The following is a 24,125-nucleotide window of genomic DNA, read 5'->3' as shown; positions in this document are numbered from 1 at the left end:
GGGGAGTCCTGATGTTGTTGCTGTGTTTCGCCGTCGTGCTGCTGCTCGCGGTGCTGGTCTCGAGTCTGGCGCACCGGACGATCCTGTCCACGGCCGTGCTGTTCCTGGCAGCCGGGTTCGTGCTCGGCCCGGAGACGACCGGTGTTCTGGATCTGCGGCCGGAGTCGGATGTGGTGGCGATCCTGGCTGAGCTTGCGTTGTTCGCCGTACTGTTCACCGACGGCATGCGGGTCGGCTGGGCGGATCTTCGGTCGGCCTGGCGGCTGCCCGGTCGGGCGCTGGGATGGGGGTTGCCGCTCACCCTGGTCGTGACGGCACTCGCGGCCCACTACATCGTCGGCCTGGACTGGCCGGAGGCCCTGTTGGTCGGGGCGATCCTGGCTCCGACGGATCCCGTGTTCGCGTCTGCGCTGGTCGGGAACGACAAGGTGCCGGCGCGCTTGCGGCACCTGCTGAACGTCGAGTCCGGTGTGAACGACGGCCTCGCGCTCCCGTTCGTGATGGTCTTCCTGGCCGTGGCGGCGGACGCTGACGACCTGCACCTCGGTGAGCTCGCGCTTGAGCTCGGCCTCGGCGTCGTGATCGGGGTGGCTGTCCCGTGGGTGGCGATCCGGCTCGAGCGAACGCGGTTCTTCTCGGCGTCGACGCAGTACAAGCCGCTGAATGCGGTCGCGATCGGTCTGCTGGTGCTCGCGCTCGGGAAGACACTGCACGGAAACCTGTTCCTGGCGGCGTTTGCGGCCGGGATCACCGTGGCCACCTTCGGGCCGCGGCAGCGGGAGGCGTTCGAGCACTTCGGGGAGCTGATCTCCGAGTCGCTGAAGCTGGCTGCCCTGCTGGTGTTCGGCGCCTTGATCTCACTGGAGTTCCTCGGGGAGATCTCCTGGCAAGGCTGGGTCTTCGCCCTCGTCGCGCTGGTGGTCGCTCGTCCGCTGGCGCTCGCGGTGTCGTTCCTCCGCTCCGGCCTGGGCCCGCGCGAACAGGTCGCCGCGATGTGGTTCGGTCCCAAGGGGTTCGCCTCGGTCGTCTACGGCCTGATCGTGGTGGAATCGGGTATCCCGGCCGCCGACGAGGTCTTCCAACTGGTCGCACTCACCATCGTGCTGTCGATCATCGCGCACTCGTCCACAGACGTCGTCGTCGCACGCTCCTTCGAACACGCCGAGCTGAAGACGGTGTCGCGCACCTAGTGATCCAGCTGGAGGCGCTGCCAGGAGTGCAGCGTCAGGCCGGCGCTGATGACGACGATCGGTACGACGAGCGCCAGCTGGAGGTTGCTGACGTCGGTGCCGTTGCTGATCGCCCAGAGTGCTGGAGCGGCGAACGGGAACCAGCCACCCGCACCGGCGACCACCGTCAGCTGAGACAGCACGAGTACGCCGATCGTCGTCGCAATCCCGGCGAGGACCGACCGGCCTGCCGTCGCCGCCCAGGCGGCTGGTGTCGCGATGACCGCAGTGAGAACACCCAGTCCGAGCTGCCGCGCCATCGCCGGGACGACGTCCGTCGGCACTGACCCGAGACCTGCGGCCAGGCCGAAAAGAACCAGCACGACCAGGAGGGCCGCGGCGGTCACGCAGGCCCAGACGAAGTAGACGACCAGCTTTGCGGTGGCGATCGTGGGTCTGGGGATCGGGATGGCGAACAGGCCGGTGATTGTTCCATCCGCGAATTCGCGGCTGAACAGCCAGCTCAGCACGACGCCGTACCCGAGGAGTGCGGCCGCCGCGGTGACTTGCGCGGCGATGGTGAGGTAGCCGGACCAGCCGCCGGGGTGGATGAGTGGACCGAGCTTGGCTGCGAGCTGTGGGTCGTCGGTGCGGACCGCGAGCAGCATCGACGAGCAGATGAGGGCGATGCCGAGCACCATGATGATCGTGGTCGCGCGCACCACGGTCGCACGGCCGAACTTGGTGAGCTCGGTGACGAGGCCGGTGGTCATGCGGCCCTGTCGTCACTGTCGTCGCTGTGGACGAGGTCGAAGAAGGATCGCTCGAGGTCGACGCCGTGCGGGTCGAGGGTGCCGATGATCCGTCCCGCGTTCAGGACCGAGATGCGATCGGCGATGCGGGCGACCTCGTCGAGGTGATGGCTGCTGACCAGCACGGCGGCTCCCGCGGCGGCTCGCCGTACCAGTGCCTCGCGAAGCAGGATCACGCCGGCCGGGTCGAGGGTGTTGGTGGGCTCGTCCAGCACGATCAACGCCGGGTGGTGCTGGACGGCGGAGACCAGGCCGAGGCGCTGCCGGTTGCCGAGTGACAGCTTGCCGGCGCGGCGATCGGCGTACTCGGTCAGGCGCAGTTCTGTCATCGCTTCCTCGACCAGGTGCGGGATGGCGACGGACGGGACCTGGTGCAGCCGGGCACCGAGGGCAAGATTCTGGCGGCAGGTCAGCTCGCGGTAGGCCAACGGAACCTCGACCAGGTGGCCGACACCACGCCAGTCGGCGTGGTCCAGTTGTTCACCGGCGAGGGTGACCGTGCCGGTGGCCGGCTTGAGCATTCCCAGTAGCAGTCGCATGAGGGTGGACTTGCCTGCGCCGTTGAGGCCCACCAGGGCATGGATCTCGCCGGGTGCGACCCAGAGGTCGACTCCGCGGATCCCGGTGCCGTCGTCGAAGGTCCGGGCCAGGTTGCGTGCCTCGATCGCGTAGTCAGCCACGGCGGTCCTCCAGGACGTCGAGTGCTGCGTTGATTGCCTCGCCGAGATCTGCGCTGTCGGTCAGGCTCCAGTCGAGCAACGCGGTGTTGAGTGCCCCGAGCGCCGCTCCGGCGGCGATGACTGCGTCTCGCCTGGGTGTTCCGCCGGCGGTCAGCGCGTCCACGATCACCGCTTCGGTCGCGGCCGTGCCGCTGATCATGCTTGCGCGCAGCGCCGGCGTTCGGGCGACGATCCGCAGCCGGACCCGGACCTCCTCCACCGCCGGTGGCGGGAGCTCCTGCCAGGCCGCACGCACCCCCTTCGCGGCGCGGGTGATCGGGTCGAGTTCCGCAGGCTGTTGGCCGATGGCGGCGCCGATGAGTGGATCGTACGGATCGTCGACGAGCAGGCTCGCCTTGCTGGGGAAGTGCCGGAAGAACGTCATCTCGGTGACCCCGGCGCGGGCCGCGATCTCGCCGGCGCTGGTCCCGTCGTACCCGCGCTCGGCGAACAGCTCCAACGCTGCGGTCAGCAACCGCTCCCGGGTCCGCTCGGCTCGTCCACCCATGTGCTGAATGTTAGTCACTAACATTCAAGCTCAGCAAGATTGGACCGCGGCGTGGCTAGGGTCGGAGCGTGGAAGGTTCAGAGCCTGTGGCGCCGGGGCTGGTTCCGCTGACCGTCGTGGCGTCCAAGCCGCTGAGGAGCCGGACGCACGCTTACGTGATGTACGCCGAGCTCGACAACGGCTGGCGCCGTTCGCTGGGTCGCGGCGCCAACGAACTGCGTGTTCCGCCTGGGACGCTTCGCCTGCGGCTGTACTCGGAGCTTGGCTGGGTGCGGGCCGGGAAGGCCGAGCTTTCTGTTGTGGTTGGCAACGATCCGGCGACTGTCTATTACGCGGCGCCGTTCACGGCTCTGCATCGCGGCGCCGTCGGGCTGGTTCCGCAGCGCCGGCCGCTGAAAGGTGCCGCTGCTGATCTTCGTGATCGGGGTTGTGGTGTCTTGGATTGCGGCGATTGTCTTGGACGCGCTGTGATGCGGTGCTCGGTCGTCACAAAGCTGCCAGGGCGGCGTCGATGGCTGGTTTCAGTTGGGAGCGGGACGCGCCGGCGCGGGATCTGAGGTTGACGGCGTAGGCGAGCAGGGTCAGCATTTCGGCCTTGGCCTCGATCGTGGCGCCGTCGTGTAGCTGTCCTTTGCTCTGGGCAACTGTCAGGGCAGAGCAGATGGCGTCTCGGAGTGCATCGTGGTGCTCGGTCAGCACTGCCTGGATCTCTCGGGGTGGGTCCTCGACGTGCGCATTGGAGACCAGGCATCCCCAGCCGGCGAAGTCGCCCGTGCAGCGCAACTGGAGCAGCCGGTTGAAGAAGTCGGTGATCGCCGGCAGTCCGCGCTCGTCGGCAGCGAGTCGGTCGAACATCGGCCGGGACCGCTGATCCAGGTACCTGCGGACGGCGGCGACGTACAGGCCGTCCTTGCCGCCGAAGGCGTTGTAGAGACTCGACCGGCTGAGTCCGGTCGCCGCGACGATCTCCTGGATACCGGTCGCGGTCGCACCCTGGCGCCAGAACAGCAGTTCGACCGAGGTGAGCACGGCCGCCTCGTCGAAGTGTTTGACATCCGCCACGGGCGCCATCGTATCTTGGAACGACTGGTCCAAGATAGAGGAGTCCGGGATGAGCACGGTCGAGGTACTGGTACTGGACGTCAATGAGACGTTGTCGGACCTGGAACCGCTGCGGGAGAGGTTCACTGCGGCCGGCTTGCCGGCGGAGAGCCTGGACACGTGGTTCGCGGCGACCCTGCGGGACGGATTCGCCCTGACCGCGGCCGGCGCGTCTGCGGAGTTCGGGGTGGTCGGCCGCGATGTGCTGGTCGGTCTGCTGAGCTCGCACGGACTCGATGCCGGTGATGAAGCTGTGCGCTCGGTGCTGTCGGGACTGACCGAGTTGTCGCTGCACCCTGACGTCCTGCCCGGACTGCAGCGACTTCGCGAGCTCGGCCTGCGGCTCGTCACGTTGACGAACGGGTCCGCGGCGATGTCCGAGCGGATGTTCACCGCGGGCGGCATCGAGCCGTTGCTCGAGCACCGGCTCGACGTGTCAACGCCAGGCCTCTGGAAGCCGCATCCTGACTCCTATCGGTACGCCTCGGGCGTCTGCGGTGTTCCGGTGGGGCGAATGGCGCTGGTCGCCGTACACCCCTGGGATATCGATGGCGCGCGGCGTGCAGGACTCCAGGGCTACTACCTCGATCGCCGGAGCACGCCGTACCCGAGGGCCTTCAAGGAGCCTGATCTGGCGGTGCCGGACCTGATCGCGCTTGCCGACGCCGTCGCGGTCAAGATCGAATAGCGCACGGGGCTAGGTCGTGCTGGGTTTGTCGAGTCTGCCCAGGCGGTTCCGGATCGCTTCTGCGGTCGCGAGCAGGAGTTGGTGTCCGCCATTGACCAGCGCGCGATCCTTGTCGATCTGCTCGGGACTTTGCGCAAGCTGGAACGCGAGACGATGGCTGGCTTCGTGGACCACGCTGGGGAGTTCTGCATACGCGGCCGCCAGACGCATCAGCGTCGCATCGGCTGTCGCGGTGTCCGACAGGTCTACCCCGGTGCGCTGATGGTGTTCAGTCAGGAACGGCGCCAGGACCTCAGCAACCGATGGCGGCACTGGTGGAATCGGTCGGCGTTGCATCGCGTACTCCATGGTGTCGGGCCATCGCCTGGTTGGCGTGACCCTCCCGGTCTGTAACTTCGGTCTCGGCGGTTTGGCCGTTCTCCCCCGTAACGGTCAGGCCGCCTCGTCGCGTTCTCGATCAACGCACGACGAACGCCGTTCCAGGAAGCGTCATCGGCCTGTCTACTCGATCGGGGCCTGGGTGTCCGCAGCGCAGCGGATTTCGACACACGATCTCAAGGTGTTCTCAGGGTTGTCGTCACCTCTCGCCCGCGGGCCCCGGCGTACGGCCGCGCGTCAGTGGAGTGGGTAGCGCGGGTATCTGTAGCCGGGACCCCAGAAGGGCGGGTATCCGCAGTAGCCGTAGAGACTTTCGAAGAAGTCCGGTTCGGGCAGTTCCGTCAGGTCGGGGTCGTACTCCGGCGCCGCAGCGATCTGCCGGCGTTCGTGGTCGATGACGATCTTGTCGTCGTCGACCTGCGCCACCGCATCGACCGGGACGAGAACCTTCTTCTCTCCGATGCCGAGAAATCCACCCGATCCGAGTTGCAGGAAGCGCACCTTCTGCTCGCCGGTGTCGACGAACAGATCATCGACCTGGCCGAGCTCGTCACCGTTGGCGTCGACGGCCAAGCGCCCACGGACGTCCGCAGCACTGCCCGCAACCGTCAGATCCGTGTCTTTCAGCCGGACCAGTTCCGCTCGTGCGTTGTCAGCCATGATTCTCCCTCGTGGTGGTCTCGATCATGCGGTAGCCCGGCACCGGCTCGTCCACACCTCCGGTACGCGTTTCGACACACGATCGTCAGATTGGACAAGAAGCCGAAAGGCACTTGACGATCGGCTCTCGTCTGCGCTGATGACGTGAGCTGACAGTTGCGAGCGAGTGACGTCTCCGACGAGCCGGCTACCTGACCTTGTGTTGCGCGGTACGACTTGGCGTACGGTCCTGACGAGAGCGCGGTGATCAGAGCGTAGAGGCAGGTCCGGCTGCCGGCCTCAGGGCAGCTGGACCGAGTGGGTGCGGTCCCCGGCGGTCAGGGGCGTTCCGGAGACCGCACCCCACCACCGGTCCCGGAACGCGCAGCCGCGAGCAGATCAGCGCGGTGCGAGAGCGGTGTAGTCGGCGCGGCCGACGGGACGGGTGACGAGCTGTCCGGTCGCGATGGGGGCGGCGAGGTCTCGACCGTCGTGCTGCAGGCGAACGGCGGTGTGCCTGCCCGAGTTGTCGGTGAGCGTGTAGACGATCTGTGCGACACCGAGGATCTGCTCGGTTCCCTCGAGAGCCGTGAACTCCTGAGGCATGTCGACGATCGCCACTGTGCCGTCCATCCGTACGCTCCCGACGCTTCCGGTGGCGGGGAGCGCCGTGCGGAGACCGGCGTTCTGCTCGGCGTCTGTTGGACCCTCGAGGAGCGCAGCGAGCTGGTCTTGAAGGGTACGTCGGTCACGAGCGGCCATCGCCAGTCGATCCGAGCGGATCAGGTAGATCGCGCCGTTCGACACAGCTGCTTCGGTCTGCCCGGCCGACGTCGGTGTGGGCGTCGATATGGGGGGCCCGATGCCGTCGATCGGCTGTGGATGGTCCTGAGGCCGGACTCCGCAGCACGCAAGTGACCCCACCAGGACGGCTGTCACCAGGAGCCTGAGAAACATCATCTCGGCGGTCCGGTCAGCTCGACGACGAACCTCGCGCCAGCCCCGGGCCGGTCCTCGACCCAGACGCGGCCTTGGTGGAGGCGGACGTGGCGCGCGACGATGGCCAGTCCCAGCCCGGCGCCGTCCGTGGGGTTGCCGGTGCCGCGAGCGAAGCGTTCGAAGATTCGCTCCCGGCGTTCGGCAGGCACCCCCGGGCCGGAGTCGTCGACGAAGATCCGAACGCCGGCGGCGTACGGCTCGACGGAAACGCGGTCCAGCCCGCCCCCGTGGACCTCCGCGTTGTGGACCAGGTTGGCGATCACCTGGACCATTCGCCTTCGATCGACGTCGAGTGTGACGTCCTCGGCACCGGGGGACACGAACGTGACAGTCCGCCCGGCGGCGCGGTCGGCGGCTCTGGAAACCAGTTCGCCGACGGCGGTCGGTTCGAGGACCAGGTTGTCCGTTCTGTCCTCGGCTCGAGACATCTCGAGCAGGTCCTTCACCATGTGCTGGAACCGGTGCAGGTCGACGGTCAGCAGTTCCAGGGGCTCATGGGCACCGGCCGGCATCTGCTCGCGGTAGTCCGCCAGCAGGTCGAGTGAGTTGAGCATAGTGGTGACGGGCGTTCTCAGCTCGTGGGCGACGTCCGCGGTGAATCGGGCGTCGGCTTCCAGCCGGCGCTGGAGGGCCGCCGCGGTTTCGTTGAAGGACTGGGCGAGCTCGGCGAGATCCGGATCGCCGTCGCTGTCCAGCCGGGCCGATCGGTCACCTCGTGCGATCGCTCCGGCGACCCGGTTGAAGACCGTCAACGGTGCGAGGGCCTGGCGAGCGGCCGCGCGCCCCAGACCGGCGCCCAGCAAGGTCGTGATCAGGGCACCCACGGGTAGTGCCACGCTCATCGCCCGTAAAGCCTGGTCGAGCTCGGCCAGGGGAAACAGCTCGAAGTAGGCGCCGCCGTCCATGGGTTCGCCGACTGCCAGCACGGGCTCCTCGTCGATGACCAGGCGCTGGGTGGCCGCGGTTCCGGAGCCTACGAGCTCGATCAACTCGGCCGGAAGCCGGTCGGGTGAGGCCACCAAGGCCGTGCTGTACCAGCGGTCGGCCCGGTGGAGGAGGATTGTCGTCGACTCGTCGTGTGGCAGGTCGCCGAGGATGTCGGGAACGCGATCCGGGTTGTTCTGCAGACTTCGTTGCAGTGCGATGACGTTGACCTGTGCCTGACGTACGGCGGTGTCCTGCCGCTGTCCGATCAGGTAGCTGGAGACGACGAGCCAGACCATGATGCTCAGCAGCGCGGACAGGCCGAACGCCAGGAGGGCGAAGCTCGACGTGACGCGTCCTCGCAGTCCGAGCCGCGACCACCGGTGGCTTCGCCCCTTCATCCGGCTCAGTCGACCAGCCGGTAGCCCATACCGCGGACCGTGACGAGGTGGCGAGATCGATCCGAATCGCTCTCGATCTTGGCTCGTAGTCTGCTGATGTGGACGTCGACGATGCGGCTGTCGCCGAAGTAGTCGTACCCCCAGACCTTCTCCAGCAGTTGCTCACGGCTACACAGTCCGGGACCGGCTTGCGCGAGCTCGGCGAGCAGGCGGAATTCCGTCCGGGTGAGGGGGACCGGGGTCCCCGCGCGGGTGACCTCGGCGGTGTCGAGGTCGACGACCAGGTCACCGATCTTGTACCGGTTCTGGGTGCTCGGCTTCGGCTGGCTCCTGCGCAGCAGGGCGCGGATGCGTGCGGCGAGCTCCTTGGCGATCAGCGGCTTCGTGACGTAGTCGTCGGCGCCGGCCTCCAGACCGGCGACGACATCGTGGCTGTCGTCGCGAGCCGTGATCATGATGACCGGCACATCGCTGTGCTTGCGGATCGCACGGCACACGGTGAAGCCGTCGTCGTCGGGCAGCATGATGTCGAGAAGCACGACGTCGTACGGCGGCGCGGTGGACATGGCGTCGAGTGCCTGCTGGGCCGTCGGGGCCTCGGTGACGGCGTACCCCTCGCGTTCGAGTGAGAGGGCCAACACCCGCCTGACCCTTGCATCGTCCTCGACCAGCAGCAGCTGACGCTTCACATCAGCCAGTATCTCGGATCCTTCCTCGGGCGCCAGGCTTGCGCGCTGATTCATCGAAGCCTCCCGGGGAGGCTGCACACTTCGTCGAGCAGTGGAGGCCGAGTCGACGGTAAAGGCTCTCCCGGTGGCCGTTCCAGTCCACCGGGTGACGCCGGTCGCAAAGTCATACGTTCGCAAGCCACTCGCCAGGATTCCGTCGCATTCGGAGGCGTTCCACGCACAGACTGTGGGTACGGGACGACGTGAACGGTACGGCGAGGGAGGGTGGGACATGCCGGCAAGCTTGCTCGGCGGCACGCGGTACGGGCGGGTCTGGGGGCTGGCGGCAATCTGCCTTGCCGGGATCGGACTCGGCGCCGCACTCGTCTTCATTTCCTTGCCGACGGTGCTGATGGTCTTCCTCGTGGTCGCGGGTGTCGTCGGGTCAGTCCATTTCAGCGTTGCGCAGGCTGTCGAGTCACTGTCGCTGCGGCTCCTCGCCGGGGTCGGCAGCTGGGCAGGCCGCGCGGGACTCGCCGTACTGGCAATCTGTGGGTACGCCGCCTCGGTCGGCCTCGGCGTCCTCTTGCTGCTCCTTCTGGTTGCGGCCACCTCACCGCCGGCGGTCGGTTGGCTTCGTCCGTCTGCATGGGAATGGTCGCTCCGAGGTGGGCCATCGGATCTCGGCTCGCTGTCGGACGAGGAGCTGTGTCGTGAGTGGCAGCGTAGTTTTGAGGCTGTCCGCGACAGCAAGGACGGCGAGGATCTGCAGGCAGCGGTCGAGGCTCGCCGACGTTGTCTCGACGAACTGGAGCGTCGCAAACCGGATGCCTTCGCCCAGTGGTTGGAATCGATGCCGACGGCGGCTGCGGATCCGAGCGTCTACTACCTGGGCGCCGGCGACCGGGAGCCACCCGAGCCGGAATAAGCTGATGGTGGGATGCCGGGGGCGGCCGGCCCCTCTGCGACCGCCCCAGCATCCACTCGGCCCGAGTCGCGCATCCCCCCACGATCGGGCCTGCGGCGACGTTAGGACATCGCCGAGCCCGGCTTCCAGCCGAGAGCCTGGACGGCGAAGGGATGCAACAAGGTCTCAACATTGGCGTCACGGAAGCTCAAGGCGGGCCCGGTGTCGTCGCCGTTGGGGCGCATTGATTGCCCTCAGCAACTTCGCGAGTGCTCGCACCTGATCAGGGATGCGGGTTACAGTGGCGGTGGTGTGCCGGGAAGTCTGGTCGGCGTCCTTTGACGGTGACGGCTGATCGGAGTCTTCCATGCGCGCCGGCGAACTTGCGGCTTCCTACCCGACGGTCGACCTCGGCACACCAGTGGTCGAGGCGGCCCGGCTGATGGCCGACGAAAATCTCCCGGGGTTGATCGTGGTCGATGGTGAGCGACCCGTGACGATTCTTCCTGGCACCCAGGTACTGCGTCTCGCCGTGCCGGGCTACTGCCAGGACGATCCGGCGCTGGCGCGCGTCATCGACGAGTCGTCCGCGGACGTGTTCCTGCGCAATCTCGGCGATCGGTCGGTCGCGGATGCCCTGCCCAACGAGCAGCGCGAACTCCCGGTCCTGAGTCCTGACGCAACCGTTCTCGAGGTCGCCGCCGTGATGGCTCGTGCCCGCAGTCCGTTGGTGGCGATCGCCGAGGACGACGGTTCGCTGATCGGCGTCATCACTCTTGACGCGCTGCTGGAGCGGGTTCTCGCGTGAGCGCGATCGCCTGGATCGCGGTGGCTGTGTTCGCCACCGCGTACGTACTCATTGCCACTGAGCGGGTTCATCGCGTCACCGCTGCTCTGGGCGGAGCGACGGTCATGCTGCTGATCGGCGCCACGGACGCCGAGCATGCGTTCTTCTCCGAAGAGACGGGTATCGACTGGAACGTGATCGTCCTGCTCATCGGGATGATGCTGATCGTTGCGGTCGTACAGCGCACCGGAGCGTTCGAGTACCTGGCCATCTGGTCGGCCAAACGCGCCCGCGGTCAACCGTTTCGGGTGATGGCGATCCTCGTCGTCGTCACCGCGGTTGCATCTGCGGTGCTGGACAACGTGACCACGGTGCTGTTGATCGCCCCGGTCACCTTCCTGGTGTGCGAGCGGCTCGGTGTGCCTGTGGCGCCGTACCTGATCGCCGAGGCGCTGGCTTCGAACATCGGCGGGACGGCGACGCTGGTGGGAGACCCGCCGAACATCATCATCGCCAGCCGGGCCAACCTGTCGTACAACGACTTCCTCTGGCACCTCGCTCCGTTGGTTGCCGTGTTGCTCGTCGTCTTCATCGGTATGTGCCGCTGGCTGTTCCGCTTCGCGTTCCGGTCCGACGACGAACGCATCGCAGCGGTGATGTCGCTGCGGGAACGGGATGCCATCCGTGATCCGCGGCTGCTGGCGATCAGCCTGATCGTGCTCGGTGTCGTCACCGTCGCCTTCGTCCTGCACACGGTCCTTCATCTGGAGCCCGCTGTTGTCGCGATCGTCGGGGGCCTCGTGCTGCTGGCGTTGTCGCGGCTCGAGGCCGGTCAGGTAGTCAAGGATGTGGAGTGGCCGACCTTGGCCTTCTTCGCCGGGCTGTTCGTGATGGTCGGGGCGTTGGTGAACACCGGTGTCATCGACAAGGTCGCCACCGCGGCAGCTGACGCGACAGAAGGCCGGCTGCTGCTCGCCTCGATGGTTCTGCTCTGGGGATCGGCACTCCTTTCCGCAATCGTCGACAACATTCCGTACGTCGCGACGATGAGCCCGGTCGTCGCCGAGCTCGTGGCCGCGAACGGATCGGGGTCGCAGTCGCAGGTGCTGTGGTGGTCACTGGCTCTCGGCGCCGACCTCGGTGGGAACGCGACTGCGGTCGGTGCCTCGGCGAATGTGGTGATCCTGGGGCTGGCCGAACGGGGCGGCCGGCCGATCAGCTTCTGGGAGTTCACCAGGTACGGACTCGTCGTCGCGACGGTCACGATCGCGGCTTCGATGCCCTATCTCTGGCTGCGGTACTTCGTCTTCGCGAGCTGACATCGATGTCTGCAACGACGCACTTCCGCCGGGACCGGCTTGGTACTGGTGGCAGGCGGCAGAACCGCGATAGTTTGTCGGTGGTGTGCCGGGAAGCCTGGTCGGCGTTGTACCTGTCCATTGCCGCCAGGAGGCACTGATGCGTACCGGCTGCAGTTCAGCGGTTGCCACGATTCGCCACGGATTTCTGGTGCTCGACGTTCGAGGCGCGCTCGTCGGGCGAGTCGAGTCCGTCGGAATCGGCCGTCCGGACGGCCAGGTGAGCGATCCGTGGCTGTTCGACCATTCGCTGCGGTGGCCCAGGGTCGTCAAGGTCCGCGGATTTCGCCCCGACGGTCGCGACCTCGTCGTCGAGCCCGGCCAGATTGCGTACGTCGCCGACGACCACCTCCGGTTGTTGGTTGCCGCGGATGACGAGTCGCTGAGCGGCGATCCGTTGTGAGCCGACGATGCGTACCTACCGTGTCCTGTGGTGGAGCATCGCCGCTCCGGTAGCGGCTGTCGGCATTGCGAGCGCCATCGCGACCTCATCGGTGCTGACGGTTGGCATCGTCTTCGTGATGATGGCGTTCTGTCTCGGCACGTTGTCGGCGAATCTTCAGTCGCTCGACCAGGACGGTGCCGTGCACAAGCCTGTTTCGATCTCCGCCGCCGCCCGCCACGGTTGCGCGGCGGGCGGCACAGTCGTGGCGTTGTTCGGGCTGGCCACCGTTGTCGAAGTCGTTGTGCTTCCCGTGGCAGTTGTGCTCGCCCTCACGTCTCCGGCCGCGCTGAACCGGTGGCTGCCAGGACGGGTGGTCTCGGCGCCCACGGGCGAGGGAGACTGCGACGACACGTGCCCGCGAGTTGAGGGCTCCGCCGAACCCTCGGAGTCCGGGGTCGAGGCGATGACCGGTCCAGAGTTGTGCATGGCCTGGCGACGGAGCTTCGTCGAGCTCCAACGTGCCGAGTCCGCGGAGGCGATGGCCGGGATCGCCGACCTGCGCCGGGAGATCCTGGACGAGCTCGAGCGGCGAAATCCGCTCGGGTTCGACCACTGGATGGCGTCCGGAGCCCGAGCGCCGAGCGATCCGTCCCGCTACCTGCTCGCTCCATCGAAGCGATGGCCCCACTGAAGGCCCGCCGTCCGAAGTGGGGCTACTTGCACTCTGCGGGACGCAAGCTAACGCAGTTCGGTCGTCATCGGATCGTCAAGCGCCGAGACGAGCGATCTCAACCTGGGTTGGCGAAGCTGGTACCGATCAGCATCTCCGCGTAAGGACAGGAAATGAGCGACATCATCCACAGCCCGCTGCCGCAGAAGGCGATCGTGACACTGTCCGAGACCGATCTCGACGACGGACTCACGGCGCTGCGCTGGCGATTGCGTGAGCTGGTGATGGAGGGTGCGAGCCTGGTGGTGATCGACGTGTCCGAGCTCAGCCAGATTTCGTCGACGCTACTGGCCGCCCTGCTGGACACGCACAGAGTGTGCCGCAGGCGCGGGGGTGGTGTTGTGATCCGGCATGCAAGCCGGCAACTGACCGACGTACTGCGCCGGACCGGCCTCGACCGGGTCTTCGAAGTCGAGGCTGCGTGACTCGTCTGCGCTGTCGGCTTGCTCCGGCACCGAGCTGCTGTGAAGGTCGCAGGCCGCCCTCGAGAGACCGCCGCGACCGCATCCCACGTCCAGTGCTCTTCATCGACGTCGCGGTCGTCACGTTCGCAGCCCACTGCGCGTATCTCGACTCTCGAATCGGGACCGGTTACCTGGTCGCGCCCGCGCCGGAGTCCGATCTTGCCGCGCCCACAACTTCGCTCGTCGAGGCGACCGGTTCGTCGCTGTATGCGGCCGACCTGCGCCATGCCCTCGGCTACCTGAGCGAAGAGGGCTGGGGGCTGCTGCTGGACGAGAACGGGGACGTCGAGCAGGCCGGAAGAACGGCCGATGGCGGCGCGGTGTTGTGTCTGTACGGCGAACCGGCCGCCGGCGAGCCGTGCCTCGAATCCCTCAGCCGATCGTTGACCGCCCTCGACATCGCGGTCGGCCTTGACGATCGCCGCCGTCGTGCAGCGCAGACGAGTTGACGCCCTGGTGCGATCGCCGAACCTGAACGCGTCGATGTCATCCGATCGTCAAGAAGGCGTCCGACCGATCTCAAAGCCGGGTGCAGCAGGGTGGAGTGCATGATCAGGCCCGACTGGAGTGTGGTGGCTGCGTGATCCGGAGATTCGCTGCGGACGCGGTGCCACTAGCTGTGCTGACCGCCTACTACCGAAGGAATCTGGGCCTTCCTCCCGGATCACAGCAGTCACGATCGGACCGGATTCCAGAGCGCTGCGAGGACATCCGGATCACGATCGCCGACTCACCCGGTAACGACCTGCGGCGTGGTGTCGTGCACGTGGCCGTCGCCGAGTTCGCTGCCCACACGGCGTACCTGGATCCGGTGACCGGGATGGGGTTGCTGGTGACTCCGCGGCCCGAGGACGATGTGGACTGGAGCCCCGAGGGTGTGGCAGCGATCGGTCTGTCGCTGCAGATGGCTGATCGGACCAGTGCCTTGGAGACGCTGGCCGATGCGGGATGGACACTTCTGGAGGAACTGGGCGAGCCGATGCACACCACCGACGAGGGCCGTGCGGTGTGCCTGTACGCTCGGCGAACTACGTACGAGCAACTGGTGCTTGAGGACTTCCAACGAGCGTTCGCAGCCCTGCGCACCGCCGCCGAGCTACCGTGGCACAGGTGACCGGGCCGTCCTGATGAGGTGGTTTCGATCTGCCCAGTCGGCATGTTCGACAACCTGGACCCGTGAGACCGAGAGATACGTCGCGGCTCGCTGCTGCCATTCGGGCAGCGCGAACCGCGGATAGCTGTCTGGCCAGGCGACGATGATCAGTTCGTCACTGCCGGTTCGCTCCACGAGCGCCCGGCCGCCGGCCAGCAGGTCGCGGTGGGTGCGGTCTGGGGTGACCGTCCGTCCGGCTTCACGGAGCTTGCGAATGCTGTGCGCGAGGAAGTCGGCAGGCTCCGTGGCGCTGTCGGAGGCGGCGCCGGCCACCCCAGGCGCGCCGAACGTGTCAGCAGAACTGACGCCGAGGATCGACCAGTCGCCAGGTTGGGTCCGCTGCACTTGAGTGGTCACGAGCAGATGATGGGCGGTCCGGTCGTCGTACAAGGTGCTGAGCCTGGCCACGTCCAGGTCGGAGAGCTCACCTTCGACGAGAACCACGACGTGGTGGGTCACCGATCCACCTGTACCTCTGCTCGCAGACCTCGTGTCCGGCTCGGCAGGGTTAGGCCCTTCGCCAGCAGCCACACCGTCAGGCCGACCTCGCCAAGCACGGCGGGCGCTAGTAGCACGGCGGTGAGGATGCCGCCGTAGCCGTCGACCAGGAGGCTGGCGAGGCTGTCGATGACGTACCCCACGCCGGCGATCACCAGCAACACGCCGAGGACCCGGGGGATGTAGCGGGACTGGTAGAAGAGCGCGCCCAGGAACACCAGGTGGATGCCGAAGAAGATCAAGGCGGCGAGGAAGCCGGCGCTGAAGGTCTCGAGGGCGAACAGTGCTTCGGCATCACGCTCGCCGGATTCGGCCAGCAGCCGGCCGCCCACGAACAAGTACGACAGCAGCGCCGCCAGGGCAGCCGAGTACAGCAGACGGAATGCCGCCGTGACCGCCGAGTGGGCGCGGCTGACAGGAGCCAGGAGGAGGTACAGCGTGATCGACACCGCGACGTCTACGGCCACGATCACGACCCAAGCGATCAGGCTGAGGTCGAAGCGGGTTCGCGATTCTGCAATGTTCTCGGCGGTGGCCGCGGTGTCGCCCGCGACGAGCATTGACTCCAGGGTGAGCGGACCGAGCATTCCGAGTACGACAAGCAGCAGGTAGAGGCCGCCGGTGATCCGTGCGAGGTGCTGGGGAGAGACCTCCCGTGCAGTTGGATGTGGTGTAGTGCTGATGGACATCGTGGGGTCAGTCATGCGGCCTGCTCCTCTCCGTTGTTGGCCAGCGCGGAGGGGCTGAGCCGCCCGACGATCGCCGGGGATTCATGCACCAGTTGGTCGTTCTCGATTGCCTCGACCATGAACAGCGCGAAGTCCACGCGCCGGGTCAGATTGCTGGCCAGCGCGGGATCGCCGACATGCCGGCGCCAGATCGGCAGGCCCTGGCTCTCGCCCTCCTCGACGTCGCTGCAACGCACGACGGTCCATCGGCGGTCGCTGGCGAAGATACGCCGGCAGGCGTCGACCTGGTCGTTCAGGTCGGCCATCCGGGTAAGTCGCGCCAGCTTGCCGAAGACCGCGACGAAGGCTCGCAGCCTCCACGGGTAGACGTCCTTGCCGTCGCGGGTGATGTGCCAGCCGCACGAGAAGATCAGGCGGGCGTCCGGTTCGGCCAGATCGAGCACCGCCTGCGCCGTACCGGACGCATAGTGTTGCACTCCCCACGGGACGAGGACGGTAAGCACCGCATGACAACCGGCCACGGCTGAGCCGATGGCGGCCGGATCGTCGGTCCTGCCCGGCACCACAGTGATTCGATCGCCGAAATCAGACAGCTTCTGCACGCTCTGTTCCCGGCACACACCGACGACTTGATAGCCGCGGTCGAGGCAATGGCTCACCAGGTAGCGGCCCAGCTTGCCGGAAGCGCCCACGATGCAGACTTTCCTGGCTGCGCCCGGTGCGTGGGATTGGTCAGCTTGTGTCGTCATCTCGGTCTCCTGCCGTTGCCGATCAGGGGCGAGGCCCCGGCTCCGAGTCTTGAAGAACAAGGCACAGTTCGCCTATCGGGGCGCCACCCCATTTCCCGCGACACGGGGGCCTGTTGGTCCCATGCATGGGGTGCGGACTGGATTGCGTCCGCGCGCTGAGTGAGCAAGGCTGCTGATATGACCGTTTCGTTCACACGGCCGGTGCGGGGCGCGACAGCCAGGGGAGCGGACTGGGCGAGCCCTGCCTGGGCGAATATGTCCTTGTACATGCGCGTGGTCGTCCTCAACAGCGCGATCCTGTTGCTGGCCGTCGTTGCTCTCGCGGTCACCCCAGCGACGGTGTCGTTCCCGATCGCAGCCGAGCAGGGCCTCGTCCTGGGGATCGGGGCCGCGGTCATCGCGATCGCCAACGCGGTGCTGCTTCGCCTCAGCTTCCGCGGCCTCAGGGCGGTGCTGCGCCGCATGGAAACGATTGACGTGCTGCGGCCTCAAGATGTCCTGCCGGAGACCGGTGGCCGCGAGGCGAAATCGCTGATCGTCGGCTTCAACGCGATGCGGGCGCGTCTCGAGACCGAACGCCGGACCAGCGCCCGGCGTACCCTCAACGCGTTGGAGAGCGAGCGACGCCGGATCGGGCAGGAGTTGCACGACGAGATCGGTCAACGCCTCACCGGAACGCTGTTGGAGCTGCAGCGCCTGGGAGACGACCTGCCGGAGTCGTTCAAGGCCGAGGTCGGTGCCATTCAGGAGCAGCAACGGGCGACACTGGACGAGGTCGGCGCACTCGCCTGGCAGCTACGTCCCGCGCTCCTGGACGATCTCGGTCTGCTCAGCGCGATCGACGCCCTGGCTGAGTCGTTGCCTGACTCAGGGGCGCGGATCGAGACGTCGATCCCGGTCTCGATCAGTCCCCTGTCGCCGGAGCTTGAGCTTGTCGTCTATCGCATCGCGCAAGAGGCGATGACCAATGCCCTGCGCCATTCCGGCGCTTCACGCATCACGCTCGAACTGCAGGTGAGCTCACGGTGCCTGACTCTGCGCGTGTCCGACAACGGCCGTGGTATCCCCGCCGGTGCATCGGAGGGTGCCGGGATCCGCGGAATGCGTGAGCGGGCGCTCCTGGTAGGCGGGTCCCTGCAGATCGGGACGGCAGTGGAGATCCGGGGATCCGGACACCGAGGCACCCGGGTCCAGCTCGACGTCACCGACCCCATTGCCGTCCGCTGCGATGGCTGAGACCGGCGCGACGCGGGTGCTGATCGCCGACGACCACGCCATCGTCCGAGCCGGTCTCAAGGCCCTGATCGACCGTGAACCGGACCTCCGGGTCGTCGCCGAAGCAGAGGACGGACAACAGGCAGTCCGGCTGGCTGCCGAACCCGACCTCGATCTCGCGATCCTCGACGTCGCCATGCCGGGCCTGACCGGGCTACAGGCCACCCGCGAGATCCGCCGCCGGCGCGAGCTGCCGATTCTCATCCTGTCGATGTACGACCGCGAGCAGTACTTCTTCGAAGCCATCGCGGCCGGAGCCGCGGGGTATGTCCTGAAACGCCAGGTCGACAAGGACATCATCGAAGCCTGCCGCGCCGCTGTCGGCGGCGAACCCTTCATCTATCCCAACGCGCTCAGCGCGCTGATGCGCCGCTACCTCGCCCTCGTCGACCGTGGCCGGGACCCGGCGACCGGGCCTCTCACGCTGCGCGAGACCGAGGTGGTCAAACTCATCGCCGAGGGGCACAGCTCCCAGGAGATCGCCGAGATCTTTTGCATCAGCCTCAAGACCGTGGATCGCCACCGGACCAACCTGCTGGACAAGCTCAACATGAACGACCGCGTCCAGGTCACGCGCTACGCGATCCGAACCGGCCTCGTCGAACCATGACCGACGAGCGTTGGACGTCGTGCCGGCGCCTCAGCGTTCAACGAGGTGGACCATGGGCAGGTCGATGCGCGCTCGTGCCTGGGATGCCAGGTCGCGGCGCAGCAGCGAGTTGAGCCGGTGCCGACGACTCACGACGACGACTTCCTCGCTCTGCGTCTCCTCGATGACTTGCCTGAGCGCGTCGACCGCCGTCTGCTCGGACACGGTTCCGGTCCCGTGGGCGCCGAGTGCGTCCAGTCGGTCGAGGCTCTCGCCGATCATCGCGTTTGCAGCCTCCGCCTGGCCGTCTGTGGCGGCGCGGACCAGGTTGTAGCGAAGCGTGGCTTTGCGCATCGGGTACATATCGAGCAGCCGTTGTGCGCTCATAGCGCTCAGTTCGTGCTCGACCAGTACGGCGATGTCGAGCCACCCGGCCGCGGGGTCCGGCGCGTCGTACTCCAGCGAGGCCGTCCGGGACCGTGAGCTTGTGCTGCCCTGAGCCATTGTCTTGCTCCGTTCGTCGCAGTGGCTGTTCGGCGTCCTTCGTACCCGACCAGACACCGCTTCAACGAGGGCTTCCAGCCTCTTAAGCAAAGCGCAAAACTCCCGCGCCTCAAGGGGGCTCGGCCGACCGGCGCTTGTTCAAGACAACGTCACGGAATCTCAAGACGCGAGGTCGTTCGGCGGCCATTCACCATGGCTACGAGAGTGCATGCGAACCGTTACATGACGACGACTTCCACAGGGTGTTCGTCCGGTGGCGTATGCCGAGCTTCCCGGCGGCCAGCACCCTTTCGAGCTGTTCCACTCGATCCGCTTCGAGGCCGCCGACAACGATGTCGAGGCGTTCACCGCGAACGCGGCGAATATGATCGTGGCCGGTGGGGTTCCGCGATGCGTACAATGGCTTGCGGTGTGCCGGGAAGCCTGGTCGGCGGTGATAGTTCGTCGTCCCGGGAGGAACCACATGCACACGAGCAGCGTCAAGGTTCTGCGCGGTCCGATCACGTTCGGCGGATGGCGGGCGCAACTGACCGTCAACGGTGACCTGTTGACCATCGAGGGCGACGGTGCCGGCCGGAGCTTGGTGGTCAGCCTCGCCGAGGTCAAGCGAGCGTCGTTCAACTCGAGCAACGGCTTGTGGTCGTTCCGTCTCAAGGACGGTCGCCGGGTGTGGATCCAGTCGGCGGGCGGTCTGCTGTCCGCCGACCGCACCGCGGCCGGGCACGAGACGAACGAGCGGATCGCCGATCGCCTCGCCGCGCTGCAGGTGCGAGTCTTCGGCCTCTGAAGGCGCAGACGCTCAACGTTCGCCGAGGTCGGCCCCGTTGGTGGTCAGGCGGGCGTCGGGGAGCCCGTAGAGGATGTAGGCGAGGCCTAGTGGGTTGCCTCTTCTGAGGAGTTCGAGGCGGCTTGCGCGGAGTGCGGTGCCGAGGCTGGCGTGGTCGGTGAGCAGCGAGTCGAGGAAGGCCAGCGCGAAGCCGTAGGCGAGGCTGGTGAAGATGGTGATCTCGGTACCGACGACGGCGCCGGCGCCGTGGTAGACGAAGCCCTGGACGAGGCTGATCGCCTTCTCTGGTTCGAGGGCGGCGGTGTCGCAGGCGTTCATCACAACTAGCGGCTGGTGATCCAGTGACACCTTCTTGGCTGTCAGGTTGGATCGTGAGATCCCGGCCCGGCCGAGGACGAGGACCGGCCCGCGTGCGCGTTCCTCGCCGTGACAGAGGAAGTAGAGAATCGGGTAGGTGGCCTGCCGGGCGGCTTCGGTGAACCAGGTTGTCCGGTCGGTGACGTGAATTGATCCCGGCAGTCGCTGGATGACTTCACTCGCGTGGGTTGTGACGCCCGCGACGACCTGCTCGGGCACGGTGCCGACGAGCGCGGACTGGGGCGCTCCGACTCCGATGGACAGGCGCGGGGCGGCTCCGTCGTCCAGACCGCCGGACAGTGGTACGCCGATATCGTGTCGAAGGCCCCAGAAACCGCTGGGGCACACGGTTTCCTCGTCAGCATGCCGGCAGCCTTCCGACCCGAAGCAGGTGGTGTCGAGGAGCGGCGTGTGACCTCGCAGCGCTTCCTCGGCTGCCGGACAGAAGCTGAGCGGCGCGTCTGCTTCTGTGTCGAGGTCCAGGTCGTACAGACCCGCCATCGGCGGCATGAAGGTCGCATCGGTCCGAGGCGCGATGTCGACGATGCCTCCGGGGCGGCGCATCAGTTGCTGAAGGCTCCTGCGCTGCTGTGGTCCACCGAGTCGGCTGGTGATCTGTTCCCATGCGTCGTACCCGTTGCGGGCAAGGTCGATCAGGTCGTCGCGCAGTCGCGAGAATGTCGAGCCGAACATGCCGTCGGGCCGCTGCGGGTACTTGTAGGCGCTCTCGTCGGCGGGAGAGTTGGAGCCCCAGGCAACGGTTCGCAGGCCGCCGCGAACCATCCGCAGCAGGCTCTGAACCTCCAGGCCGTCGAATCCGCCCGACAAGGCCGTGGTCGCATCTCCATCCGCCACTCGGAAGAAGAAATCGTGCGTGCCGTCGCCGGTGGTGTTCGTGTAGACACTCAGCCGGCGCTGGGCCAGCCGCCCGACCTCGGCTGTGGTCGGCGAACCGGCAATCGCGTACGGCGTCCGGACGACGTACCGGGCCGCCTTCCGGCCGATGTGGAGGGTCAGGTGGTGGACACGCAGCAGCGCGTTGTGGTGATAGAGACAGAGCCGGAGATGCAGCTTGCCGGGCTCGTCGGGCGTGTGGATGCGGAAGTACAGGCGAGATTTCTGCATCTCCTCGGGGACGACGGTCTCCGAGATGCCCCTCAGGAGCGTGAACTGGCAGACCTGAAGCGTGCGATCGAACTCGAGGAGCAACGCCTCAAGCTGGCCGGCCAGACCGCGACTGCCGACGACTACACGAATTTGCTCCGCCTCAAGCAGGAGAAGGAGATCGCAGAACTCACCGCCCCCTTGGCCAAGCTCCGCACAACCTGACGAACCTGCGCGTCGCGGACGGTGTCCCGGTGCGCGACCTCCGGTTGTGTGGATGCGGTGGTCAGCGAGTCTGGCCCGCGACGTACCGGTGATCGTCTCCAACCGCCTCAGCGACCCGATCGCCTCCAATGCCCTCGGGCAAGCTCTGTTCCCGCATCTCTTTCCCGAAAGGCAGGCACCACTGAATCAGGCGGTGTACATGTTCCTGGATCCTCGGGCTCGCACCTTCTACTCCGACTGGGAGACCATCGCTCGCGCTACGGTGTCGACCATCCGCCTCGCTGCCGGACACGACCCGCACGACGAGGCGCTGACCCGGCTGGTCGGACGCCTTGCGACACAAAGCGAGGAATTCCGTACCTGGTGGGCGGGGCACACCGTGCGTCTCCACCTGACCGGGAACAAGGGCATCAACCACCCAATCGTCGGCCCGATCGAGCTTCAGGACGACGTGATGGAGCTGCCCGCGGCACCGGGTATGCACGTCACGAGCTACCTCGCCGCGCCCGGCACAGCGGACGCCGATTTGCTCGACTTGCTGCGCAGCTGGATCGCTGAACCCCGCCCCGGCGCAACCAGCGTGGCCGCCGACGCCCCAAGCGATCGGTCCTAAACCGAGAACGACCACGCTGAGAACTCGCAGCGCTTCGAGTGGGCCTGCGTCCAGAAGACCAACCCGACTCTGCCCAGTACCGGCGCGTGACGCAAATGCAGGCAGGCGGCTTCCGCTGGTTACTCGGCGATGCGCCCTTCGACGGATGTGGTGGGCTCCTGGGTGGCGGCCCATGAAGCTAGTAGACGTAGTGCGTCGTCGGAGGGGGAGCCGGGTTCGGCGGCATAGATGGTCATGGTGAGGTTGGGGTCGGCACGTAGGTCCATGCTTTCGTAGGTGAGGGCGAGGTGGCCGACGATGTGGTGGTGGAAGTGCTTGACGCCGGTGCCGTGGGTGCGGACGTTGTGGGTTCCCCAGCGTTGGCGGAAGTCGGCGCTGCGGGTGGACAACTCGCCGACGAGGTCGTGGAGGCCTTTGTCGTGGGGGTCTTTGCCGGCGGCGGTGCGCAGGTTGGCCACCGCCATGTCGGCGGCCAGGTCCCAGTCGGCGTGGAACCGGCGGGCTGCGGCGTCGAGGAAGGTGAAGCGGGCGAAGTTCGGCCTACTCGTCGGGTCGGCGTAGAGATCGCAGTACATGGCCCGGCCCAGCTGGTTGGCCGCCAGCAGGTCCATCCGGTTGTTGCCGACGATCGCCGGCGCGGTGGTGATGGCGTCGAGCGACCATTGCAGGCTTGGATGAATCGACTCGGGCCTCGACCGGCGCGGGTGCCGCAGGACGGCGTTGGTGCCGTCGGCTTCGTGGGCGAGGCGCAGCAGGTGGGCGCGCTCGGCTTCGTCGAGCTGCAGGACGCGCGCGACGGCGTCGAGGACGCCGGCTGAGGCTCCGGCGAGTGAGCCGCGTTCGAGCTTGCCGTAGTACTCGACGCTCAGCCCGGCGAGTGCGGCGACCTCGCTGCGTCTGAGCCCGGGCACGCGGCGCTGGCCGCCGGCGGGTAGGCCGACCTGGTCTGGGGTGATCCTGGCGCGGCGCGTCGTGAGGAACTCGCGCACCTCGGCTCGGTTGTCCACTCCCTGACGGTACGACGCTCGCCAGGAATGTGGGATGTACTGAGAGTGCATCCATCAGCAGTGGCTTTCTCGCGTCGCGCGGTCCGGGTGCCCTTGTTGCATGACAATTTGCTGGAGGACCCGGCACCGTCCGGCCGGCCGAGCGGTGGTTGTCGCCGCCGTGCTCGTCTCGCTGGCCGGTTGCACGGTCGCCGTCGGCGACGGTGACCGTGTCGCAGTTGCGCCGTCGACCACCGCCAGGCCGCTGGTGACGCCGGAGACGGTGCCGCCCCTGCGCGTGACGATGTTGTTCGATGGTCACGCTGTCGAGGCGGGCTTGGTCGATGGCCGTGCAGCGCGCGACCTGGCAGCGATGCTTCCGGTGACCCTGGACCTCACCGACACGTGGGGACAGGCTAAGTCCGGGCCATTGACGCACCCGATCTCGACTGCCAATTCGCCCCGAACGCTCAAGCCCACCGCAGGAGGCATCTACTACTGGCCGGAGACCGCAACCCTGGCTGTCTACTACGACGACCTCTGCCAGACTGTTCCACCACCAGGATTGATCCAACTAGGCACACTCGTCGACCCAACAGCCATCTCACAGGTAGGTCGCCGAACCACGGTCCGAATGGACTGGGCAGCCAAGAACCACTCTTGAGCCGGAGCGGCCGACCACGCCACGACCCTTCCAATCAGCTGGCGGCCGCAGCAGACCCCTGAACGGAGGCCGGCCCACGCTCAGAGATGGCGTCTGGGGAACGCAAAACCGGCAGCGCGGGCCGGATGGTGACCACCGACCCGGCTGCGCCGACCCGAGTTCGCGGAGGGGTGATCGGCTGGTCGCGGACACCACTTACTTGTCGCCTGCCATGAGCATGGGACCGCTCTGAGCGGTTTTCTGCCAGCTTCATGGGACCACCTGGGTTGCCAGTCGTGGGACCACCCGGCGCGGC

Annotated in this window: 31 protein-coding genes; 16 read left to right on the top strand and 15 right to left on the bottom strand. The window is 67.0% G+C overall.

Going from position 1 to position 24,125, the window contains the following annotated elements:
* Positions 1–11: 11 nt before the first annotated feature.
* On the top strand, positions 12–1,190 hold the full coding sequence (locus ACIBL3_RS46065; protein WP_396360391.1) for a cation:proton antiporter: 1,179 nt from the start codon (positions 12–14) through the stop codon (positions 1,188–1,190).
* Here the strand turns inward: ACIBL3_RS46065 and ACIBL3_RS46060 are convergent.
* The 4 genes from ACIBL3_RS46060 to ACIBL3_RS46045 all read right to left on the bottom strand — a co-directional run bounded on the left by ACIBL3_RS46060 (position 1,187) and on the right by ACIBL3_RS46045 (position 4,270).
* Complete coding sequence (locus tag ACIBL3_RS46060) at positions 1,187–1,942, bottom strand: ABC transporter permease (protein ID WP_396360390.1); 756 nt, start codon at positions 1,940–1,942, stop codon at positions 1,187–1,189. The genes ACIBL3_RS46065 and ACIBL3_RS46060 overlap by 4 nt on opposite strands.
* Positions 1,939–2,661, bottom strand: a complete 723-nt coding sequence (locus tag ACIBL3_RS46055; protein WP_396360389.1) for an ABC transporter ATP-binding protein — start codon at positions 2,659–2,661, stop codon at positions 1,939–1,941. The genes ACIBL3_RS46060 and ACIBL3_RS46055 overlap by 4 nt, the downstream gene beginning before the upstream one ends.
* Positions 2,654–3,208: a TetR/AcrR family transcriptional regulator gene (locus tag ACIBL3_RS46050; RefSeq protein WP_396360388.1), complete on the bottom strand. Its 555-nt coding sequence runs from the start codon at positions 3,206–3,208 to the stop codon at positions 2,654–2,656. The genes ACIBL3_RS46055 and ACIBL3_RS46050 overlap by 8 nt, the downstream gene beginning before the upstream one ends.
* A gap of 486 nt (positions 3,209–3,694) precedes the next feature.
* Positions 3,695–4,270, bottom strand: a complete 576-nt coding sequence (locus ACIBL3_RS46045; RefSeq protein ID WP_396360387.1) for a TetR/AcrR family transcriptional regulator — start codon at positions 4,268–4,270, stop codon at positions 3,695–3,697.
* A gap of 49 nt (positions 4,271–4,319) precedes the next feature.
* Between ACIBL3_RS46045 and ACIBL3_RS46040 the strand changes: the two genes are divergently transcribed.
* Positions 4,320–4,997 carry a haloacid dehalogenase type II gene (locus ACIBL3_RS46040; protein WP_396360386.1) on the top strand — a complete coding sequence of 226 codons (678 nt, stop codon included), beginning with the start codon at positions 4,320–4,322 and terminating at the stop codon, positions 4,995–4,997.
* A 9-nt stretch (positions 4,998–5,006) separates the two neighbouring features.
* Here ACIBL3_RS46040 and ACIBL3_RS46035 read toward each other — a convergent pair whose 3' ends face one another.
* The 5 genes from ACIBL3_RS46035 to ACIBL3_RS46015 form a co-directional block, all read right to left on the bottom strand.
* Complete coding sequence (locus tag ACIBL3_RS46035; protein WP_396360385.1) at positions 5,007–5,333, bottom strand: hypothetical protein; 327 nt, start codon at positions 5,331–5,333, stop codon at positions 5,007–5,009.
* Between the two features lie 279 nt (positions 5,334–5,612).
* The gene (locus ACIBL3_RS46030; RefSeq protein WP_396360384.1) at positions 5,613–6,035 is read right to left on the bottom strand and encodes a PRC-barrel domain-containing protein; all 423 of its coding nucleotides are present in this window, start codon (positions 6,033–6,035) and stop codon (positions 5,613–5,615) included.
* Between the two features lie 378 nt (positions 6,036–6,413).
* Positions 6,414–6,776, bottom strand: a complete 363-nt coding sequence (locus tag ACIBL3_RS46025) for a GerMN domain-containing protein (RefSeq protein ID WP_396360399.1) — start codon at positions 6,774–6,776, stop codon at positions 6,414–6,416.
* A 194-nt stretch (positions 6,777–6,970) separates the two neighbouring features.
* Positions 6,971–8,338, bottom strand: a complete 1,368-nt coding sequence (locus ACIBL3_RS46020; protein ID WP_396360383.1) for an ATP-binding protein — start codon at positions 8,336–8,338, stop codon at positions 6,971–6,973.
* Positions 8,339–8,343: 5 nt separating this feature from the next.
* Positions 8,344–9,081 (bottom strand): response regulator, encoded by a 738-nt coding sequence (locus tag ACIBL3_RS46015; RefSeq protein ID WP_396360382.1) that lies wholly within the window; start codon positions 9,079–9,081, stop codon positions 8,344–8,346.
* Between the two features lie 217 nt (positions 9,082–9,298).
* On the opposite strand from ACIBL3_RS46015, the gene ACIBL3_RS46010 reads away from it, so the two are divergent.
* The 8 genes from ACIBL3_RS46010 (at position 9,299) to ACIBL3_RS45975 (ending at position 14,751) form a co-directional block, all read left to right on the top strand.
* On the top strand, positions 9,299–9,934 hold the full coding sequence (locus ACIBL3_RS46010) for a hypothetical protein (RefSeq protein ID WP_396360381.1): 636 nt from the start codon (positions 9,299–9,301) through the stop codon (positions 9,932–9,934).
* 346 nt (positions 9,935–10,280) lie between these two features.
* The gene (locus tag ACIBL3_RS46005; protein WP_396360380.1) at positions 10,281–10,721 is read left to right on the top strand and encodes a CBS domain-containing protein; all 441 of its coding nucleotides are present in this window, start codon (positions 10,281–10,283) and stop codon (positions 10,719–10,721) included.
* A complete protein-coding gene (locus ACIBL3_RS46000) occupies positions 10,718–12,019 on the top strand; it encodes an SLC13 family permease (RefSeq protein WP_396360379.1) in 1,302 nt (433 codons plus the stop codon). Before ACIBL3_RS46005 ends, ACIBL3_RS46000 begins: the two co-directional genes overlap by 4 nt.
* Before the next feature lie 190 nt (positions 12,020–12,209).
* Positions 12,210–12,461, top strand: a complete 252-nt coding sequence (locus ACIBL3_RS45995) for a hypothetical protein (RefSeq protein ID WP_396360378.1) — start codon at positions 12,210–12,212, stop codon at positions 12,459–12,461.
* Positions 12,462–12,468: 7 nt separating this feature from the next.
* Entirely contained in the window at positions 12,469–13,134 is a 666-nt protein-coding gene (locus ACIBL3_RS45990; protein WP_396360377.1) for a hypothetical protein, read from the top strand.
* Between the two features lie 152 nt (positions 13,135–13,286).
* On the top strand, positions 13,287–13,598 hold the full coding sequence (locus ACIBL3_RS45985) for an STAS domain-containing protein (RefSeq protein WP_396360376.1): 312 nt from the start codon (positions 13,287–13,289) through the stop codon (positions 13,596–13,598).
* Between the two features lie 92 nt (positions 13,599–13,690).
* Positions 13,691–14,086: a hypothetical protein gene (locus ACIBL3_RS45980; RefSeq protein WP_396360375.1), complete on the top strand. Its 396-nt coding sequence runs from the start codon at positions 13,691–13,693 to the stop codon at positions 14,084–14,086.
* 131 nt (positions 14,087–14,217) lie between these two features.
* Positions 14,218–14,751: a hypothetical protein gene (locus tag ACIBL3_RS45975; protein ID WP_396360374.1), complete on the top strand. Its 534-nt coding sequence runs from the start codon at positions 14,218–14,220 to the stop codon at positions 14,749–14,751.
* Here ACIBL3_RS45975 and ACIBL3_RS45970 read toward each other — a convergent pair.
* From ACIBL3_RS45970 to ACIBL3_RS45960, 3 genes are read right to left on the bottom strand one after another with little or no spacing between them, the layout of a single operon-like run.
* Positions 14,734–15,249, bottom strand: coding sequence for a hypothetical protein (locus ACIBL3_RS45970; protein WP_396360373.1), 516 nt, complete (start codon positions 15,247–15,249; stop codon positions 14,734–14,736). The genes ACIBL3_RS45975 and ACIBL3_RS45970 overlap by 18 nt on opposite strands.
* The gene (locus ACIBL3_RS45965) at positions 15,246–15,992 is read right to left on the bottom strand and encodes a DUF4386 domain-containing protein (RefSeq protein ID WP_396360372.1); all 747 of its coding nucleotides are present in this window, start codon (positions 15,990–15,992) and stop codon (positions 15,246–15,248) included. Before ACIBL3_RS45965 ends, ACIBL3_RS45970 begins: the two co-directional genes overlap by 4 nt.
* Positions 15,989–16,726: an NAD(P)-dependent oxidoreductase gene (locus tag ACIBL3_RS45960; protein WP_396360371.1), complete on the bottom strand. Its 738-nt coding sequence runs from the start codon at positions 16,724–16,726 to the stop codon at positions 15,989–15,991. The genes ACIBL3_RS45965 and ACIBL3_RS45960 overlap by 4 nt, the downstream gene beginning before the upstream one ends.
* 267 nt (positions 16,727–16,993) lie before the next feature.
* Between ACIBL3_RS45960 and ACIBL3_RS45955 the strand changes: the two genes are divergently transcribed.
* Together ACIBL3_RS45955 and ACIBL3_RS45950 are read left to right on the top strand one after the other, a co-directional pair.
* Positions 16,994–17,962 carry a sensor histidine kinase gene (locus ACIBL3_RS45955; RefSeq protein ID WP_396360370.1) on the top strand — a complete coding sequence of 323 codons (969 nt, stop codon included), beginning with the start codon at positions 16,994–16,996 and terminating at the stop codon, positions 17,960–17,962.
* Entirely contained in the window at positions 17,955–18,611 is a 657-nt protein-coding gene (locus ACIBL3_RS45950) for a response regulator (RefSeq protein WP_396360369.1), read from the top strand. The genes ACIBL3_RS45955 and ACIBL3_RS45950 overlap by 8 nt, the downstream gene beginning before the upstream one ends.
* A gap of 30 nt (positions 18,612–18,641) precedes the next feature.
* On the opposite strand, the gene ACIBL3_RS45945 is transcribed toward ACIBL3_RS45950, so the two are convergent.
* On the bottom strand, positions 18,642–19,094 hold the full coding sequence (locus tag ACIBL3_RS45945; protein ID WP_396360368.1) for a hypothetical protein: 453 nt from the start codon (positions 19,092–19,094) through the stop codon (positions 18,642–18,644).
* A gap of 463 nt (positions 19,095–19,557) precedes the next feature.
* Here ACIBL3_RS45945 and ACIBL3_RS45940 point away from each other — a divergent pair, with 463 nt between their 5' ends.
* On the top strand, positions 19,558–19,881 hold the full coding sequence (locus tag ACIBL3_RS45940; protein ID WP_396360367.1) for a hypothetical protein: 324 nt from the start codon (positions 19,558–19,560) through the stop codon (positions 19,879–19,881).
* A gap of 12 nt (positions 19,882–19,893) precedes the next feature.
* On the opposite strand, the gene ACIBL3_RS45935 is transcribed toward ACIBL3_RS45940, so the two are convergent.
* Positions 19,894–21,363 carry a CHAT domain-containing protein gene (locus ACIBL3_RS45935; protein ID WP_396360366.1) on the bottom strand — a complete coding sequence of 490 codons (1,470 nt, stop codon included), beginning with the start codon at positions 21,361–21,363 and terminating at the stop codon, positions 19,894–19,896.
* Between ACIBL3_RS45935 and ACIBL3_RS45930 the strand changes: the two genes are divergently transcribed.
* On the top strand, positions 21,331–21,567 hold the full coding sequence (locus tag ACIBL3_RS45930) for a hypothetical protein (protein ID WP_396360364.1): 237 nt from the start codon (positions 21,331–21,333) through the stop codon (positions 21,565–21,567). The genes ACIBL3_RS45935 and ACIBL3_RS45930 overlap by 33 nt on opposite strands.
* A gap of 88 nt (positions 21,568–21,655) precedes the next feature.
* Positions 21,656–22,180 (top strand): hypothetical protein, encoded by a 525-nt coding sequence (locus tag ACIBL3_RS45925; RefSeq protein ID WP_396360363.1) that lies wholly within the window; start codon positions 21,656–21,658, stop codon positions 22,178–22,180.
* 119 nt (positions 22,181–22,299) lie between these two features.
* Here ACIBL3_RS45925 and ACIBL3_RS45920 read toward each other — a convergent pair whose 3' ends face one another.
* Entirely contained in the window at positions 22,300–23,187 is an 888-nt protein-coding gene (locus ACIBL3_RS45920) for a helix-turn-helix transcriptional regulator (protein ID WP_396360362.1), read from the bottom strand.
* Between the two features lie 160 nt (positions 23,188–23,347).
* On the opposite strand from ACIBL3_RS45920, the gene ACIBL3_RS45915 reads away from it, so the two are divergent.
* Positions 23,348–23,830 carry a cyclophilin-like fold protein gene (locus ACIBL3_RS45915; protein WP_396360361.1) on the top strand — a complete coding sequence of 161 codons (483 nt, stop codon included), beginning with the start codon at positions 23,348–23,350 and terminating at the stop codon, positions 23,828–23,830.
* Positions 23,831–24,125 lie beyond the last annotated feature (295 nt).

Origin of the sequence: Kribbella sp. NPDC050124 (assembly GCF_044460355.1) — a bacterium.
Classification (GTDB): domain Bacteria; phylum Actinomycetota; class Actinomycetes; order Propionibacteriales; family Kribbellaceae; genus Kribbella.
This window is presented reverse-complemented; position numbering and strand designations above follow the sequence as displayed.

Excerpts from the sequence above, each read along its gene's own strand:
- ACIBL3_RS46065 (WP_396360391.1), top strand. The coding sequence starts at position 12 with ATGTTGTTGCTGTGTTTCGCCGTCGTGCTGCTGCTCGCGGTGCTGGTC.
- ACIBL3_RS46060 (WP_396360390.1), bottom strand. The coding sequence starts at position 1,942 with ATGACCACCGGCCTCGTCACCGAGCTCACCAAGTTCGGCCGTGCGACC.
- ACIBL3_RS46050 (WP_396360388.1), bottom strand. The coding sequence starts at position 3,208 with ATGGGTGGACGAGCCGAGCGGACCCGGGAGCGGTTGCTGACCGCAGCG.
- ACIBL3_RS46040 (WP_396360386.1), top strand. The coding sequence starts at position 4,320 with ATGAGCACGGTCGAGGTACTGGTACTGGACGTCAATGAGACGTTGTCG.
- ACIBL3_RS46035 (WP_396360385.1), bottom strand. The coding sequence starts at position 5,333 with ATGCAACGCCGACCGATTCCACCAGTGCCGCCATCGGTTGCTGAGGTC.
- ACIBL3_RS46030 (WP_396360384.1), bottom strand. The coding sequence starts at position 6,035 with ATGGCTGACAACGCACGAGCGGAACTGGTCCGGCTGAAAGACACGGAT.
- ACIBL3_RS46025 (WP_396360399.1), bottom strand. The coding sequence starts at position 6,776 with ATGGCCGCTCGTGACCGACGTACCCTTCAAGACCAGCTCGCTGCGCTC.
- ACIBL3_RS46020 (WP_396360383.1), bottom strand. The coding sequence starts at position 8,338 with ATGAAGGGGCGAAGCCACCGGTGGTCGCGGCTCGGACTGCGAGGACGC.
- ACIBL3_RS46015 (WP_396360382.1), bottom strand. The coding sequence starts at position 9,081 with ATGAATCAGCGCGCAAGCCTGGCGCCCGAGGAAGGATCCGAGATACTG.
- ACIBL3_RS46010 (WP_396360381.1), top strand. The coding sequence starts at position 9,299 with ATGCCGGCAAGCTTGCTCGGCGGCACGCGGTACGGGCGGGTCTGGGGG.
- ACIBL3_RS46005 (WP_396360380.1), top strand. The coding sequence starts at position 10,281 with ATGCGCGCCGGCGAACTTGCGGCTTCCTACCCGACGGTCGACCTCGGC.
- ACIBL3_RS45990 (WP_396360377.1), top strand. The coding sequence starts at position 12,469 with ATGCGTACCTACCGTGTCCTGTGGTGGAGCATCGCCGCTCCGGTAGCG.
- ACIBL3_RS45985 (WP_396360376.1), top strand. The coding sequence starts at position 13,287 with ATGAGCGACATCATCCACAGCCCGCTGCCGCAGAAGGCGATCGTGACA.
- ACIBL3_RS45965 (WP_396360372.1), bottom strand. The coding sequence starts at position 15,992 with ATGACTGACCCCACGATGTCCATCAGCACTACACCACATCCAACTGCA.
- ACIBL3_RS45960 (WP_396360371.1), bottom strand. The coding sequence starts at position 16,726 with ATGACGACACAAGCTGACCAATCCCACGCACCGGGCGCAGCCAGGAAA.
- ACIBL3_RS45955 (WP_396360370.1), top strand. The coding sequence starts at position 16,994 with ATGCGCGTGGTCGTCCTCAACAGCGCGATCCTGTTGCTGGCCGTCGTT.
- ACIBL3_RS45950 (WP_396360369.1), top strand. The coding sequence starts at position 17,955 with ATGGCTGAGACCGGCGCGACGCGGGTGCTGATCGCCGACGACCACGCC.
- ACIBL3_RS45945 (WP_396360368.1), bottom strand. The coding sequence starts at position 19,094 with ATGGCTCAGGGCAGCACAAGCTCACGGTCCCGGACGGCCTCGCTGGAG.
- ACIBL3_RS45940 (WP_396360367.1), top strand. The coding sequence starts at position 19,558 with ATGCACACGAGCAGCGTCAAGGTTCTGCGCGGTCCGATCACGTTCGGC.
- ACIBL3_RS45935 (WP_396360366.1), bottom strand. The coding sequence starts at position 21,363 with ATGCAGAAATCTCGCCTGTACTTCCGCATCCACACGCCCGACGAGCCC.